Here is a 16202-nt window from a genome sequence, read left to right on the forward strand (position 1 = left end):
GCTACGACGATTGATGGGCGTAACCGCTCAGATCGTAGCTTCTTGATTTAGTTCCATCGAATTACGCAACAAAGCCGCGTTGAATGTTAAATTTAGTGCCAGTAAGAAACTGACCATTCGTATGCAGCCAGAGGATAGTAACTATTACGGTAAGGTTTGTTCCCCATCATCAGATTTATGTGGTTATCAGCAGAGTGGCAACGACGTCACTATTTATCTTAAGCGCGATGTGCGACGGTTAGATATCAACGGCTACAACACCGATAAAACAGTGGAGTTAAAAATCGACGGTGAGCGGAAGATCAAAAATCTGGTGTATGAGTCAGGGGATCATTTGTCGCTTTACTTAACTGATAACGCAGTGTTGACGGTGAAGCGGTTTAAAAATAAGGGCGCTAGGCCTAAGCTAATTTTTGGCAGTGATGTTACCTGGAACGTGGTCGGTACAGACCAAGCGCCAGGCTCGTATACCGGAAATGATGCGGACTTCAAACTCGAAGATGCCTATTTTGACTACCGCACTACGCAAAATGATTTGGTATTACCGGTGATCTATGGGCCGCAAGCCAGCGCGCACTTCAAAACTGCTGCCTCGCAACAGTTTAAAGGCTTCATTCTTGCTAAGAGCTTGGTGCTGGACACCAGCGAGCAAATTTATGGTGCAGTCACAAGCCGTTGGCTTGATATGCGAGGTTCAACTCAAGTTGTCAAACCGGACTATCCGCAGCCGTGCTGGACGCCGCCGCAGCCTAAGCAGTGTAAGCCATTACCACCCGAAAACTTCGATAACGGCAGCCTGGCCAACTGGTCAGTGATGGGTTTTGAAAGCAGTACCCAGCCGCAGACGAACAATGGGCGTTTCAGGCTGAATGAAAGTATACGTCGTCAGGCAACGGCGTCGGCCTACAATTATGTCTTTCCATCGGCACAAAACTATTTGCAGATTGAGTTTGATCATTACGCCTTTGGTGGTGATGGTGCTGATGGTATAGCTCTGGTGCTGTCGGATGCCAATGTGCTGCCGAAAACCGGTGCCTTTGGCGGCCCGCTGGGCTACGGGATGAAGCTGCAGAAAAACCACAGCGAAGAAGTGACTAAAGACATTGAAGGCTTTGCTGGAGGTTGGCTAGGAATCGGTCTTGATGAATACGGTAACTATTACCGTACTGGTGGAGAGGTTGTTGATAAATATTCACCACGAAAACAGAACTTGATAGGTGTTCGTGGTCCCGGCTCCACGGACTCAAATGGTCAGTGGCTTAAGGGCTATAAATACATTAAGGGCTATGAACCTAGTCGAAAAGATCTGCCAGTTGAAGATATTGATGGTCCCCGCAGTGGCTTACATAAATACAGAATCGTGCTCAACTCACGTGAGTCAGGTAAATATTATCTCACGGTCGAAAGAAAAATAGATACAGGAGAATGGAAAACACTAATCGAGAAGTTTGATGTACTTCAGCAGGGCAGCTTTAATACGGTGCCAGAGAACTTCCGCCTTTCTGTCACCGCATCAACCGGTTGGTCGACCAATACTCATGAGATTGATAACTTCCAGGTTTGTGCCGATGAGGCCATCCCACTGACCGAAGGCATCCACCACTTTGAGTTTGATTATTCGGGCTCAGGCAGCACTTGTCAGGCCTCTCAAGTGGAGCTGCGAGCGTGCATGAATGCGGACTGTAGCAAGCGCTATCCGCGCGACGCATACAATAACGGGATGCTTAAGCCACTCAATGTGACGCTGACGCCTTCGGCGGGGCATGACATTGCTAACTGGGTCGGTGGTACACAGGTAACTGTTCAAAACCAGAAGGAATTAGCGCTACAGGCTTCGGAATCTGGCACTATTACCATGGGCGTGGCCAGCAGCTCGGTACCGCAGTTTGGTTTTGAAGGTGCACGCTGTCGTATTAATGGCGGCGAGCTCTTGGCAGAGAACTGTGAGGTGACTTTCGTTAAGAATGTTTTAGCGGTCAACGTGGCCGATGTGGTGGCCAACCGCCAGAGCCAGGGTGAGGATCACTTGTCGTTCTGTTCTGCTCAGGCAGATGCGGACGGTGAGTCGCGCAACGTGAGAATGTCGATGGCGTATGAAGTTGCACCGGTTGATAAAACTCAGCCGGTGTCGATCTGGTACAAGAGAAAGGTCGGCAACAACACGGTCGACTGGACAAGTGAGCCAACTTTACTTAAGACACAAAGTACAGTGTTGAAAAATGTGTATTTTGACTCGCAGGGCAAGGCGTACTTTAAAATTAAGTATCCGGAAACAGGTAAAGTGAAGCTCAATGCGAGCGTCGATGGTGTGGGCGATTCTGCTGGCTTTGCCAGCTTTGTCAGCTTCCCTGAGTATCTGAAGCTAACAGCAACCAAAGCGGATAAAAACGGTACCTGCACCAAGGCCATTTCTGGCTGTAGCAGCAGTTTTGTTGCCGCTGGTGAGTTGTTTGACCTGACCGTGACCGCCTATCAGGCGGCGGATGAAAATACAGAAAAGGTCGCCAAAAATTACCAGGAGCCGGCCATTACCATCGCCAACAGCGTGAAATACCCGGCTGAGGGGGCGTCAGCCACGCTGTTGAATACCTCATTGCCGGAGGGGAGCAAATGGGCCAATGGTAAGGTGATGCTGCCGCAGTCGGTCTCGGAAGTCGGCGCATTTGAATTTAGCGTAGCTGCACCAGTTGCGAGTGATGAAAACGGCAAACCGCTGGGTACCTCAAGCTATTTAGGTAGTAGCGCGTTCAAAATTAAGGATGCAATAGCGACAATAGGTCGCTTCTATCCGGCTTACTTTAACGTTACGGAAACCAACTGGGACTATCCGGATAACCAGGGCGAGTCGGCCTACATGGGGCAGGCTTTCGATTCGGTAAGCTTTGCTGTGACCGCCTATAATGCCAGTGGCGGCGCGACACAAAACTACGGTTTGTTTGCTAGTGGATTAAAAGCCGATTTCTATCTGTCCGGTGAACATTCGGATCGCTTGAATATCGCGAATGCGGATCTCGGCGATAAAAACTGGAGCGGCGCGGTGTGGCGTAAGCAGTGGGATAATTCGGTTCAATGGAGCAAACCAATTTTGCCCGATGGGCCGTTTAACTCGAAAGTGGTGGCGGACAAATCTACCAGTACCACGATTAGCCTATCACTGAGCAATTCTGGTGGTAAAACCAGTAGCTATATTGACCCGACATTATTCAGGTTTAAAAGTAGCGTTAACGGCAATGAACAATTGACTACCAGCGTGGCACAAGTGTTGCTGGCACAACCGGATGTTCGCTTTGGTCGCGTTGATCTAGATGATGTAGGTGGCAACCAAGGTTCGACATTGCATGTACCACTTCGAGTTGAATACTGGAATGGTAGCCGTTTTATTGTTAACCCTGATGACAGCCAAACTAAAGTGTTTGGAGAAATTGAAGATGACGCTCAGGTGCACATTTGGCCGACAGATAATAGTGCAAAAGAGGTAACTCTAGGCGATGGCGGGACTGTTTCTTCAGGTTCTTCTCGCTCTATTACTGCAACTCAAGCTGAACCATACCGTCAGCAAACACGCGTTTGGTTAGATCTTGATGATTCAAAAAATGGCTTACCTTGGCTCAAGTACAACTGGGACAATAAGAAAGCTGGTGAAGAAAACCCATCCTCCGTCGTCACCTTCGGTATTCACCGTGGTAATGACCGTGTGATTTACCGTGGTGAGCCAGGATTAACCGGACAGTAACAACTTAGGTTTTTGCCCTTAAGTTAGGAAACTGCAAGAAATTGAGGCTTTCTGCTCATGTTTGTGTACCAATACCTTGCTGTGACAGCGAGGCATTGGTACATTTAGAGCAATTTTTGTCTTCTATATTTTTGCAGGATGAGCGAAGAGTATGTTTAAGAAACTTCGTGGCATGTTTTCTAACGATCTATCTATCGATTTAGGTACAGCCAACACTCTAATTTACGTAAAAGGGCAAGGAATTGTCCTTGATGAACCTTCTGTAGTTGCTATTCGTCAAGATCGTGTAGGTTCTGCAAAAAGCGTTGCTGCAGTCGGTCACGCAGCAAAACAGATGCTTGGTCGTACACCTGGCAACATTTCCGCTATCCGCCCAATGAAAGACGGCGTAATCGCTGACTTCTACGTAACCGAAAAAATGCTTCAGCACTTTATCAAGCAAGTGCATGACAACAGCATCCTAAAGCCAAGCCCACGTGTTCTTGTTTGTGTTCCTTGTGGTTCTACCCAAGTTGAGCGTCGCGCAATTCGTGAATCAGCACTTGGTGCTGGTGCGCGTGAAGTTTACCTAATCGACGAGCCAATGGCGGCGGCAATTGGTGCTGGTTTACGCGTATCTGAGCCGACAGGTTCAATGGTGGTCGATATCGGTGGTGGTACAACTGAAGTTGCCGTTATCTCTCTAAACGGTGTGGTTTACTCATCGTCTGTACGTATCGGTGGTGACCGCTTTGATGAAGCTGTGATCAACTACGTACGTCGTAACTACGGCAGCTTGATTGGTGAAGCAACGGCTGAAAAGATCAAACACGAAATCGGTTCTGCTTACCCAGGTGATGAAGTTCAAGAGATTGAAGTTCGCGGTCGTAACCTTGCAGAGGGTGTGCCACGAAGCTTTAGCTTGAACTCAAACGAGATCCTAGAAGCGCTTCAAGAGCCGCTATCTGGCATCGTATCAGCAGTCATGGTTGCACTAGAACAGTGTCCACCAGAGCTTGCTTCAGACATTTCTGAAAACGGTATGGTACTAACAGGTGGTGGTGCACTACTTAAAGACCTAGACCGTCTACTAATGGAAGAAACTGGTATTCCTGTGGTTATCGCGGAAGATCCACTAACGTGTGTTGCGCGTGGTGGCGGTAAAGCTCTAGAAATGATCGACATGCACGGTGGCGATCTGTTCTCTGAAGAATAAAGGTTTAGGTGAAGCTCATGTCGGGCTTCACCTTCATTTCTGCTCTCTCTGTAATTCAAACATGCTCCATACCTAAAAGTATTTAGTTAAGTATTTTTAGGTTGCCAAGTAAGGCTCAATAATCATGGAAGCAATCAGGTCAAAAACAAGATGAAACCGATTTTCGGCAGAGGTCCGTCTCTGCAATTACGTCTGTTTTTTGCTGTCATCGTGTCGGCGAGCTTAATGCTGGCCGATAGTCGTCTAGATACGTTTTCCAACGTTCGATACCTACTAAACAGTATGGTTGCACCGATTCAGTACGCAGCGAATTTGCCTCGTAGTATGTTCGATGGCGTATTTGAACGTTTTAATTCTCATCAGGCATTGGTTGAAGGCAATCGCAGCTTAAAGCGAGAAGTGCTACGCCTGAAAAGCGAGCTTATCTTGCTCGACCAATATAAAGAAGAAAACCAACGCTTACGTAAGTTGTTAGGATCTTCATTTGTCCGTGATGAAAAGAAAGTCGTGACAGAAGTAATGGCGGTGGATACTTCACCTTATCGTCATCAAGTGGTGATCGATAAAGGCCGTATTGATGGTGTTTACGTTGGTCAGCCTGTTATCAACGAGAAAGGCATCGTCGGTCAGGTTACGTTTGTCGCAGCGCACAACGCACGTGTTCTGCTGCTAACGGACGCGAAAAATGCAATTCCTGTCCAGGTGATCCGCAATGATATCCGAGTGATCGCATCGGGCAATGGTGAAATGGATGAAATCCAACTGGAGCACATTCCAACCAGCACAGATATTCAGGTTGGTGATTTATTGGTGACATCCGGTTTAGGTGGCATTTACCCTGAGGGATATCCAGTCGCGACGGTTACCAATGTGGATCACGATACGCGTCAAGAGTTCGCCTCAATCAAGGCTGAGCCGGTTGTGGAGTTTGATCGCTTACGCTACCTACTGCTGATTTGGCCGAATGAAGACCGTCAACACAAAGTACTGCGGTCCAATGTAGATGAAGGGTTAGAGCAAGAACAAGAGGTAACCGATGGCCAATAATGTATTGAGTAGCCGAATGGTGATTGGCGTCAGTTTCTTCGTTGCGCTGGTACTGCAAACCATTCCATGGCCAGGTGTGTTAGATGTGTTACGCCCTTCATGGTTGTTCCTTGTTACGTGTTATTGGGTGTTGGCACTACCGCACCGAGTGAACGTCGGAACTGCGCTAGTGTTGGGCTTATTGTGGGATATCTTGATCGGCTCAACGCTTGGAATTCGTGGCATGATGATGTCGATCGTTATCTACCTCGTGGCGCTGAATTTCCTGTTGATTCGCAACATGGCTTTGTGGCAACAGTCGATTTTAATTGCCTTTTTTACTGCGTTATTGGAAGTTTTGATATTCTGTGGGGAATATTTGAACCAGGACGTAGTATTTAATCCATTATCTCTGTGGACGGCGGCAATAAACTGTATACTTTGGCCATGGATGTTTTTATTAATGCGACGAGTTCGTCGTGCATGGCACGTAAGGTAAAGCGGTGAAGAAAAGCTTATCTCTCGTTCTCGCATCGGGTTCTCCGAGAAGAAAAGAGCTGCTTGCTCAACTGGGTTATGATTTTGAGATCGTATTGCCTGATATTGAGGAAGCCAAACAGGCTCATGAGCAAGCACGAGATTACGTGTTGCGTCTTTCTTTGGAAAAAGCTCAGGCAGGCTTAGCGTTGGCTAAGCCTGATTCCGTTGTATTGGGCTCTGATACGGTCGTAGTATGCGATGACCGTGTGCTAGAAAAACCAAAAAGTTTTGAAGATTCAAAGCGTATGCTTACTGACTTATCGGGTCGTCGTCATCAAGTGATGACTGCGGTGAGCGTTGTATCATCGGAACAACAACATTCAGTGGTCGTTACCACTGACGTGTGGTTCAAACCACTGACTCACGAAGAAATCGAACAATATTGGCAGTCAGGAGAGCCATGCGATAAAGCTGGAAGTTATGGTATTCAGGGACTCGGAGGACGATTTGTCACCCGAATCGAAGGCAGTTATCACGCTGTAGTAGGCTTACCTTTGTTCGAAACCGATCAGCTAATTCAAGAATTTTTATAATTGTTTTGAGGTGTGCACATGAGTGCAGAATTGCTGCTTAACGTGACCCCGAGTGAAACTCGTGTGGCCATGATTGAAGGTGGAGTACTACAAGAAATACATATCGAGCGCGAATCGCGTCGCGGTATTGTGGGCAATATATACAAAGGCAAAGTAAGCCGAGTGTTACCAGGTATGCAGGCGGCTTTCGTCGACATTGGTTTGGATAAAGCGGCATTTTTACATGCGTCAGATATTGTTCCCCATACCGAATGTGTGGCAGAAAACGAAAAACAGCAGTTTCAAGTCCGTGATATCTCTGAGCTGGTACGCCAGGGACAAGACATTGTTGTTCAAGTGGTCAAAGATCCGCTCGGCACGAAAGGTGCACGTTTAACGACGGATATCACCTTACCTTCGCGTTATCTTGTTTTTATGCCGGGGGCCAGCCATGTCGGTGTTTCGCAGCGTATTGAAAGTGAAAAAGAGCGCGAGCGTTTGAAAAAGGTGGTGAACCATTACTGCGATGAGCACGGTGGTTTTATCATTCGTACCGCGGCAGAAGGCGCTGATGAAAAAGAGCTCTCTCAAGATGCGGCATTTCTAAAGCGTTTGTGGTTAAAAGTCATGGAGCGTCGCTCAAAATACAAAACGCGTTCAACACTTTACGGTGAACTCGGCTTAGCTCAACGCATTCTGCGTGACTTTGTTGGCACAGAGCTCGATAAGATCATGGTCGACTCCCGCCTTGAATATGAAAACCTGAAAGAATTCACTTCTGAGTATGTACCGGAGTTAACAGATAAGCTTGAGCTTTACGAAGGTGACAAGCCAATCTTTGACATGTACGACACCGAAAACGAAATTCAGCGTTCTTTAGAGCGCAAGGTCGAGCTAAAATCGGGCGGCTATTTGATCATCGATCAAACCGAAGCCATGACCACCATCGACATCAACACGGGTGCATTTGTTGGTCGTCGTAATCTCGAAGAGACTATCTTCAATACCAATATAGAGGCAACGCAAGCTATTGCGCGTCAGCTACGTTTACGTAACCTCGGCGGTATCATCATTATTGATTTTATCGATATGGCATCCGAAGAGCATCGTCAGCGAGTACTTACCTCACTGGAAACGGCGCTGGCGAAAGACCGAGTAAAAACCAACATCAACGGCTTTACCCAGCTTGGCTTAGTTGAAATGACGCGCAAGCGCACACGAGAAAGTATTGAACATATCTTGTGTTCTGGCTGTCCTACTTGTGAAGGCCGTGGCAGCGTGAAAACGGTCGAAACCGTATGCTTTGAGATATTACGCGAGATTACTCGTGTGAACCGTGCTTACGACGCCGATAATTTTGTCGTGTACGCATCGCCGTTTGTTGCTGAAGCGCTATTGGGCGATGAGTCTCATGCGTTGGCAGAGCTCGAAGTATTTATTGGCAAGCAAGTGCGAGTTCAGGCTGAACCCCTGTACATTCAGGAACAGTTTGACGTCGTAATGATGTAATTTGGAACATTTGTGAATTCTGGTGTTAACCGTTTTGGGCGTTTTTGTGCGTGGAGTTTAGTTACTGTATTGGTGTTATTAGCCATATTAGTAACCACGCTTCGCGTCACACTGCCGCAACTTAACCATTTCCAAGATGAGATCAAAACCTGGGTCAAACAAGGCACAGGCTTTGACGTTTCTATTGCTAATGTCGCAGGGACGTGGCGCAATAATCATCCCTCAATTGCGTTACTGGGTTTAGAGGCAAATCTACCAAACGTGCAAGATGCACGCTTCGCTGTTGAAGAAGTCCAAATTGAGTTCGACCTTATTCAATCTCTTTTTCAACTTAAACCTGTAGTTGCAGACCTTACCATTCATAACCTCGCTTTAGACATTCACACGGTAGACATTCTGCCGACTTCTCATCGTCAAGAATCGAAGCCTGAAGTGGATAAGAGCGAAGTGAAACTCATTGACCAACTCGACTCACTTCTTTTACGTCAGTTCGAAGACTTCACTATTAGCGATTCACGGATTTGGTATAAGTCGGTGTCTGGTGAAACTCGCCGTTTAGATATTGAGCAGCTTCGTTGGAGCAATCAAGGGAAACGTCACGTAGCCGAAGGCACGGTTAGCATTGCCGATGTTCGCCTGAACTCATTGTTAGTAAGCGCTAACTTTAAAGATCATGGCTCGTTGCGCGATGTATCTGGTGAGTTTTACGTGAGTGCTCAAGATGTCTCGGTCACACCTTGGCTGACCACTTACATGCAAGAAGAGTCAGGAGCAGAGTCGGGTAAAGTCAGCTTAAATACTTGGCTAACGCTCAAACATAGCCAACCGCATGATGCTTATGTTGAATTACTGCCTTCCGAGTTGGTGTGGAATGAAGATGGACATCATGAGCTGTTTATTGAGTCTGGAATTTTCAATCTTCGACCAGATAAACAAGGCTGGAAAGTAAATGGCCACTCACTTCAGATCAGAACCGATAATACCCCTTGGCCAGAGCTAGACGTCGCGTTTGATTGGCAACCAAACGGCTGGATGCTCAATCTCTCTCAAATCGACATCGAAGCACTCATTCCGCTCATCAAGTTGGCTCCAGAGTCAGAGTCGACCAGTGACCTTATTAACAAACTAGCACCGAAAGGTCGGGTCGAAGATGTCCGATTGTCAATGAACGGCGGTTTAGACACCTTACGCTACTCGGCTGAACTGGATGAACTCGCGATGACACAATGGGAGCTCCTACCCGGGTTTCATCACGTACAGGGCAGCGTATCGGGGGATGTGAATCAAGCTAAAGCAAAAGTCACCGTCATTGATGATGTCTTTCCGTACGGCGATGTATTCCAAGCTCCGCTGAATATCAAACAAGGTGAAGTCGATATTATCTGGCAGCAAGATGAGAGCGGCTGGCGCTTGTGGTCGGACAAAGTGACGGCAGCAACGCCTGATCTTCAAGTTTTGGGGGCATTTCGTCTTGATTTCCCAAAAGAACAAAGCCCATTTTTATCGTTCTATGCCGAAGCGGATCTCTACAACGCGGGTGAGACATGGCGCTATCTACCGACTCTGGCACTTGGACAAGACTTGACCGACTACCTTTCGACCGCGATTCAGGGCGGTAAAGTGAACACAGCGAAATTGTTGTGGTATGGCGAGTTAGGTGATTTTCCTTACAAAGAACATAATGGCATGTTCCAAGCTTGGGTTGGATTAAAAGACGCGAAATTTAGCTTTGATACGGCATGGCCAACCATCACGGATTTGCAGCTAGACTTGCTGTTTGAAAATGATGCCATGTATTTGGATTCAAAATCAGCCACACTAAATGGCGTTCATGCCAAGCGTATCACTGGGCGAGTCCCTGAGTTGGCAGAAGGTGGACACATCGAGATTGAAGCGAAAGCAAGCGCGCCGGGTAATGAAGTCCGTGACTACATGATGGCGACGCCATTAGTGGATTCAGTCGGTGCCGCATTGACAGCGCTGCAAGTGAGTGGGCCCGTTTACTCTGAGTTTCAACTCAACATACCGTTTGATTTTGAAAAAGAGTCTCGCGCTTGGGGTTATGCCGATTTAACAGAAAATCGTGTTGATATTGAAGCGCCGCCAATGACGCTTGAAAACGCCACAGGACGTATCACCTTCGACAATGATGTGGTTACCACATCGGGTTTGTCGGCCGAATTATTACAACAGCCTATCTCTCTTGATTTCCATGGAGAGAGTGCGGAGCAAGGCTACAACGTGACAATTAATACACTAGGAGATTGGGATGTCGAGCCGCTCAAACCCTATGTCGGTGAGCGTTGGTTAAACCTTGTTTCTGGCCATGCGCCGTGGCAAATGGATATTGACTTGCAACTCAATGATGTTGGTTTCACTTATCAGCTTGAAGTGCTGGCGCAGCTAAATCGTCTGGCTAGTCAATATCCTTATCCTTTAGCGAAAAAAATTGGTGAGTCTGGGCAAGCGAAACTGCAAGCATCCGGCAACCAAGAGAGTATTTCAGCAAGACTACAGATCCCAAATGTGAAGTATCAAACTGAGATAGATATCGCTGGCGATGTCCCGGTTCTGACTGCGACTCATTTAATGGTTGGCAAAGGTGGCTTCCGGATTAGTCCTATTGTCGGGCACGATGCTTCGGTGCGTGTCGAAGAACTGAATTTAGACCAATGGGCTGAGCTTGCGCAGGTCTCTGAGAGCAAGCCTTCATCGTCTGTTTTGGCAAGCATGAAAACGCCGACCATTCCATTGCCGACACGCATTGAAGTTGAAACGCCAAACTTACAGCTCGGTGGGATTGAGTTTCATGATGTGGATTTTTCAGCAAGCAAGAAAAATTTGAGTTGGCAACTCGATGTGGACAGTCAAGAGGTTAAAGGGAAAGCTAACTATCTGAAACCCTATGATCTATCGGTCTCTCTAGAGCACTTGCATCTGTACATCCCAGGGTTTGAAGAGATGACCAAAGAGCGCAGTTCAATCTTTGCGAGTGAAGATCAAAACGCACCTTTGATTACCAATTTTGACCGCAAGTTTCACGCAGAGATGCCAAACTTAACTTTGAACATCGATGATTTTTGGCTGCAAGGCTACAAAGTGGGCAAAGTTAATGTTGATTTACAGCGTCGTGAGAACCGCTTGGAGTGGAAAAATATCACCTTTAGTAGCGGCAAAAACCGCATTGATATGAGTGGTTGGTGGGACCTGACGAAAGAGAGTAGCCATTCCAACTTAACCATGAAAATGAAAGGTGATAACAACACCGATCTTATGGAGCGCTTTGGTATTACATCAGGCATTCAACAAGCACCATTTGAGATCAATGCCAATATGGAATGGGACGGCGCACCTTGGTCAATGAAGACACAAACCTTGCAAGGAAACGTCTCAACGGAATTTGGTAAAGGCGTGATCAGTGAAGTTAGTGGTGCGGCACGCTTGTTAGGCTTGTTCAGCTTGGATTCTATCATCCGTAAGATGCAGCTCGACTTTACCGATGTATTCGATAAAGGCATGGCATTCAACTCGATCACGGGAACGGGCAAAATCCAAGACGGTGTGTTTATCACCAATGATATCGTAATGGATGCGTTAGCAGGGGAAATGCAAATCCGCGGTATCGCTAATATGAACAGCAGAATGGTTGATGCGGAAGTGAAATTCACACCAGACATCACATCAGGCCTACCAATGCTGACCGCGTTTGCCGTTGCGCCTCAAACTGCTTTGTATGTCTTGGCCATCTCTACGGTGATATCTCCGGTGGTTGAGGTCTTCACTCAAGTCAATTATGAAGTGAAAGGCCCACTAGATTCACCAACGGTGAAAGAAATTTCGCGAAGTAAAGGTGAATACAAGCTACCAGAAAAACTGCGTGAACAGGCCAAATAATTCACCGAATATAATGGAATAGGGAGGAAACACATGGAACGTGTTGGCATTATTCAAATGACTTCTGGTCCGGATATTAACGCGAATTTGGACTTCATCGAAAAACAGTGTGCTTTAGCGAGCAAGCAAGGTGCCAAACTTGTCCTTACTCCTGAAAATACAGTGCTATTTGCCAGTCGCGAAGCTTATCATCAACATGCAGAGCCACTTGGCAGTGGCATGATTCAACAGCGGCTCTGTGAAATCGCAAGAAAGAACCAGTTAACACTGATTGTCGGAAGCATGCCCATTCAAACCGCAAAAGGTGTCACGACAACAACACTTGTATTGCCGCCGCACGGTAAATGCATTGCTCACTATGACAAACTGCATATGTTTGATGTCGACGTAGCCGATGGTTATGGTAGTTATCGTGAGTCGGATACGTTTATGGCGGGTAATCAAATAGTCGTTGCGGAAACTGATATCGGCAGTGTTGGATTGAGCATTTGTTATGATTTACGTTTCCCAGAACTTTATAAAGTATTACGTCAAGAAGGGGCGGATATCATTGTGGTGCCTGCTGCGTTTACCGCTGTGACGGGGCAAGCTCACTGGGAAGTATTATTGCGAGCTAGAGCGATTGAGACACAATGTTGGATTTTGGCAAGCGGACAAACTGGAACGCATCCATGTGGACGAAAAACATGGGGACACTCAATGGTCGTTGACCCTTGGGGACGTATCCATAAACAGCTTCAGGATGAAGTAGGCTTATTGGTGACAGAGATAGATTTGTCACAAAGCCAACAAGTAAGGCAGAATATGCCGCTGACTCAACACAGTCGCTTTCAAAATGAATTGAGACGGAAATAAAAGAGCTAACTATGAGCACAAACCAAATAGAACAGGCACTCCTTGCCCCAAATGGTCTGACAGAACAAGACATTGCTGACACGCTTGCCAGCATTGCGACGCGCCAGATCGATTATGCGGACATTTACTTTCAGTCCAGCTGGCATGAGTCTCTGGTTCTAGAAGATAGCATCATCAAAGATGGCTCTTTTAACATTGATTGTGGTGTTGGTGTCCGTGCAGTAACTGGCGAGAAAACAGGCTTTGCCTACTCTGATCAAATCCAGCCTGAAGGCCTGAAGCAGAGTGCAATGGCGGCGCGCGGTATTGCTCAGCAAGGGAAAAATGGCAAAGTCCAAGCGTTTAAACGCACCGAAAACCAAGCGTACTACGCGGCTGTGAATCCACTAGCTGAATGGGAAAAGCAGCAAAAAACAGAATTGCTCAAATCTCTAGATGCTTACATCCGCACTAAAGAACCATTGATTAAAGAAGTTTCGATTAGCATCAGCGGTGTGCATGAGCAGATGCTTGTTGCGGCAACAGACGGTACTTATGCAGGCGACATTCGTCCTTTGGTGCGTTTGTCTATTAGTGTGCTTGCACAAAAAGGTGAACGACGTGAACGCGGTAGTGCGGGGGGCGGAGGCCGTTTCGGTTACGATTTCTTTTTAACGGAAAGCAATGGTGTGAAACAAGCTTTCCATTACGCAGACGAAGCGATTCGCATGGCGTTAATCAACCTTGAAGCAGAAGCAGCACCAGCGGGCATGATGCCAGTGGTATTGGGTTCTGGCTGGCCTGGCGTGTTGCTACACGAAGCGGTAGGTCATGGCCTAGAAGGTGATTTTAACCGGAAGGAATCTTCGGTTTTCTCTGGCAAAATGGGTCAACAAGTGACGTCTTCGCTGTGTACCATCGTCGATGATGGCACGTTAAAAGACCTTCGTGGTTCACTGAATGTGGATGATGAAGGGGTAAACGGCCAGTACAACACGCTTATCGAAAATGGTGTGCTGAAAGGTTACATGCAAGACAAGCTAAACGCGCGGTTAATGGGTGTGAACCCAACAGGTAACGGTCGTCGTGAGTCTTATGCACATTTACCAATGCCGCGTATGACCAACACCTACATGCTACCAGGTGAACATACGCCAGAAGAAATAATCTCGACGGTCGAGAAAGGGTTGTATGCGCCAAACTTTGGTGGCGGCCAGGTGGACATTACTTCGGGTAAGTTTGTGTTCTCTGCATCCGAAGCATACTTGATTGAAAACGGTAAAATTACACGCCCTGTTAAAGGTGCGACGTTGATTGGCTCAGGTATCGAAGCAATGCAGCAAGTCTCTATGGTCGGTAACGACCTAAGTATCGACAAGGGCGTTGGCGTATGTGGTAAAGCAGGTCAAAGTGTGCCAGTTGGTGTTGGTCAGCCGACCTTGAAGCTGGACTCACTGACAGTGGGTGGCACTGAGTAACTCAGTCGAATCGTTATAAAAAGAGCGCTCATTAGAGCGCTCTTTTGCTTTGCGAGTCGGTGTCAATTACAGGTTTTCTTCAGCAAATTCCGCCAAGCGGCTACGAACCACGCCGTTGAGGTGAATATTTGCGCTGCCTTCAAAGTTCTTGAAGCGCTCAACCATGTACGTCAACCCTGATGTCACTGGGGTGAGGTAATGAGAGTCAATCTGCGCCAAGTTACCGGAGCAGACGATTTTGGTTCCTTCGCCACAGCGGGTAATGATGGTTTTGATTTGTGATGCAGTGAGGTTTTGACACTCATCAAGCAGTACAAACGCATTTTGAATCGAACGGCCACGCATAAAGTTGATCGATTTAAATTGAATGTTGGCTTTATCGCAGATGTACTTCAATGAGCCTTCAGTGCAGTGATCGTGTTTATGTAGTGCTTCCAAGGTATCGGTCACCGCCGCTAACCACGGCATCATTTTCTCCTCTTCGGAGCCGGGTAAGAAGCCGATGGATTCACCGATATCTGGCGTGTTACGTGTTACGATAATTTTATCGAACATGCTTTTTTCAATGGTTTGCTCCAATGCTGCTGCCATTGCCAGTAATGTCTTACCACTACCCGCCGCACCCGTTAGAATCACCAAGTCAATTTCTGGATCGAGTAAGGCATCTAACGCCATTCCCTGGTAGATATTTTTAGGTGTGATGTCCCAAGCCTTACGATGCATTAGACGTTCGCGGCTCAGGTCGAGAAGTGTTAGCTTGTCTTCATTGATGGTTTCTACGCGACCAGCAAAGTCACTGTCTTCATCAATAACGTATTGGTTGATAAAGGTTGGGTCGAAGGGTTCGCGACTGAGTTTGTGGTAAGTTTTTCCGCCCAGAGCATAGCTTTCTACTTCCTCAATACCGCTCCAGAAATCACCTTCACGCAATTGAAAGCCTTTGGTTAGGTATTGAATGTCGTCAATCAGTTGGTCGGTTCTATAGTCCTCAACAAAGCGTACACCAGCCCCTTTGGCTCGCAGACGCATGTTGATGTCTTTCGTGATCAGTACCACTTCACGTGGTGCACGTTTATTTTGCAGATAAAGCACCGCGTTGAGAATACGGTTGTCACCGGCTTTGTCGGCGAAGGCTTTGACGGTTTCCTGCAGTTCAAAATCCGCCAAAATGGAAATAGTACCCTGGTCGGGGTTGTCTTTAGAAACAGGAATGCCTTCAGAGATTTCATCTGGCGTTGCTTCTTTAAACAAATCTTCCAAGGTGCGAATAGCCACGCGCGCATCTCTTGCAACGTCGCGCTTACTGTCTTTGATTCGGTCGAGTTCTTCCAACACGGTCATGGGGATAACGACATCGTGTTCTTGGAAAGAGAAGATGGCAAAGGGTTCATGAAGAAGAATGTTGGTATCGAGTACAAACAGTTTCCGATCGGTATCGCCCATAGCGTCTCCTTGCCGTAGTACGGCTCTGCATGCGAGTT

The 16202-nt window shown here is 47.1% G+C and carries 10 protein-coding genes; 9 read left to right on the forward strand and 1 reads right to left on the reverse strand.

The features are described 5' to 3' along the window. Window positions 1–79 precede the first annotated feature (79 nt). The 9 genes from R7041_RS15320 (at window position 80) to tldD (ending at window position 14721) form a co-directional block, all read left to right on the forward strand. A complete protein-coding gene (locus tag R7041_RS15320) occupies window positions 80–3733 on the forward strand; it encodes a DUF6701 domain-containing protein (protein WP_318114892.1) in 3654 nt (1217 codons plus the stop codon). 151 nt (window positions 3734–3884) lie between these two features. Then, window positions 3885–4928 (forward strand): rod shape-determining protein, encoded by a 1044-nt coding sequence (locus R7041_RS15325; RefSeq protein WP_005381144.1) that lies wholly within the window; start codon window positions 3885–3887, stop codon window positions 4926–4928. 150 nt (window positions 4929–5078) lie between these two features. Beyond that, a complete protein-coding gene (gene mreC, locus R7041_RS15330; RefSeq protein ID WP_005381142.1) occupies window positions 5079–5975 on the forward strand; it encodes a rod shape-determining protein MreC in 897 nt (298 codons plus the stop codon). Next, window positions 5965–6453: a rod shape-determining protein MreD gene (gene mreD, locus R7041_RS15335; protein WP_005381141.1), complete on the forward strand. Its 489-nt coding sequence runs from the start codon at window positions 5965–5967 to the stop codon at window positions 6451–6453. Before mreC ends, mreD begins: the two co-directional genes overlap by 11 nt. 4 nt (window positions 6454–6457) lie before the next feature. Next, window positions 6458–7027, forward strand: coding sequence for a Maf family protein (locus R7041_RS15340; RefSeq protein WP_005381139.1), 570 nt, complete (start codon window positions 6458–6460; stop codon window positions 7025–7027). A gap of 18 nt (window positions 7028–7045) precedes the next feature. After that, window positions 7046–8515, forward strand: a complete 1470-nt coding sequence (gene rng / locus R7041_RS15345) for a ribonuclease G (protein ID WP_005381138.1) — start codon at window positions 7046–7048, stop codon at window positions 8513–8515. 12 nt (window positions 8516–8527) lie between these two features. Continuing rightward, window positions 8528–12409 (forward strand): YhdP family protein, encoded by a 3882-nt coding sequence (locus R7041_RS15350; RefSeq protein ID WP_064368793.1) that lies wholly within the window; start codon window positions 8528–8530, stop codon window positions 12407–12409. Window positions 12410–12442: 33 nt separating this feature from the next. After that, on the forward strand, window positions 12443–13264 hold the full coding sequence (locus tag R7041_RS15355) for a carbon-nitrogen hydrolase family protein (protein ID WP_104979749.1): 822 nt from the start codon (window positions 12443–12445) through the stop codon (window positions 13262–13264). 11 nt (window positions 13265–13275) lie between these two features. Further along, on the forward strand, window positions 13276–14721 hold the full coding sequence (tldD, locus tag R7041_RS15360) for a metalloprotease TldD (RefSeq protein ID WP_206949688.1): 1446 nt from the start codon (window positions 13276–13278) through the stop codon (window positions 14719–14721). Window positions 14722–14787: 66 nt separating this feature from the next. On the opposite strand, the gene R7041_RS15365 is transcribed toward tldD, so the two are convergent. Further along, on the reverse strand, window positions 14788–16164 hold the full coding sequence (locus R7041_RS15365) for a PhoH family protein (protein WP_005381133.1): 1377 nt from the start codon (window positions 16162–16164) through the stop codon (window positions 14788–14790). Between the last annotated feature and the right edge of the window lie 38 nt (window positions 16165–16202).

Origin of the sequence: Vibrio sp. 1751 (assembly GCF_033339895.1) — a bacterium.
Lineage (GTDB): Bacteria > Pseudomonadota > Gammaproteobacteria > Enterobacterales > Vibrionaceae > Vibrio > Vibrio alginolyticus.

What these genes read in the sequence shown, in the direction of transcription:
- mreD (WP_005381141.1), top strand. Translation starts at nt 5,965, where the DNA reads ATGGCCAATAATGTATTGAGTAGCCGAATGGTGATTGGCGTCAGTTTC.
- mreC (WP_005381142.1), top strand. Translation starts at nt 5,079, where the DNA reads ATGAAACCGATTTTCGGCAGAGGTCCGTCTCTGCAATTACGTCTGTTT.
- tldD (WP_206949688.1), top strand. Translation starts at nt 13,276, where the DNA reads ATGAGCACAAACCAAATAGAACAGGCACTCCTTGCCCCAAATGGTCTG.
- R7041_RS15355 (WP_104979749.1), top strand. Translation starts at nt 12,443, where the DNA reads ATGGAACGTGTTGGCATTATTCAAATGACTTCTGGTCCGGATATTAAC.
- rng (WP_005381138.1), top strand. Translation starts at nt 7,046, where the DNA reads ATGAGTGCAGAATTGCTGCTTAACGTGACCCCGAGTGAAACTCGTGTG.
- R7041_RS15325 (WP_005381144.1), top strand. Translation starts at nt 3,885, where the DNA reads ATGTTTAAGAAACTTCGTGGCATGTTTTCTAACGATCTATCTATCGAT.
- R7041_RS15365 (WP_005381133.1), bottom strand. Translation starts at nt 16,164, where the DNA reads ATGGGCGATACCGATCGGAAACTGTTTGTACTCGATACCAACATTCTT.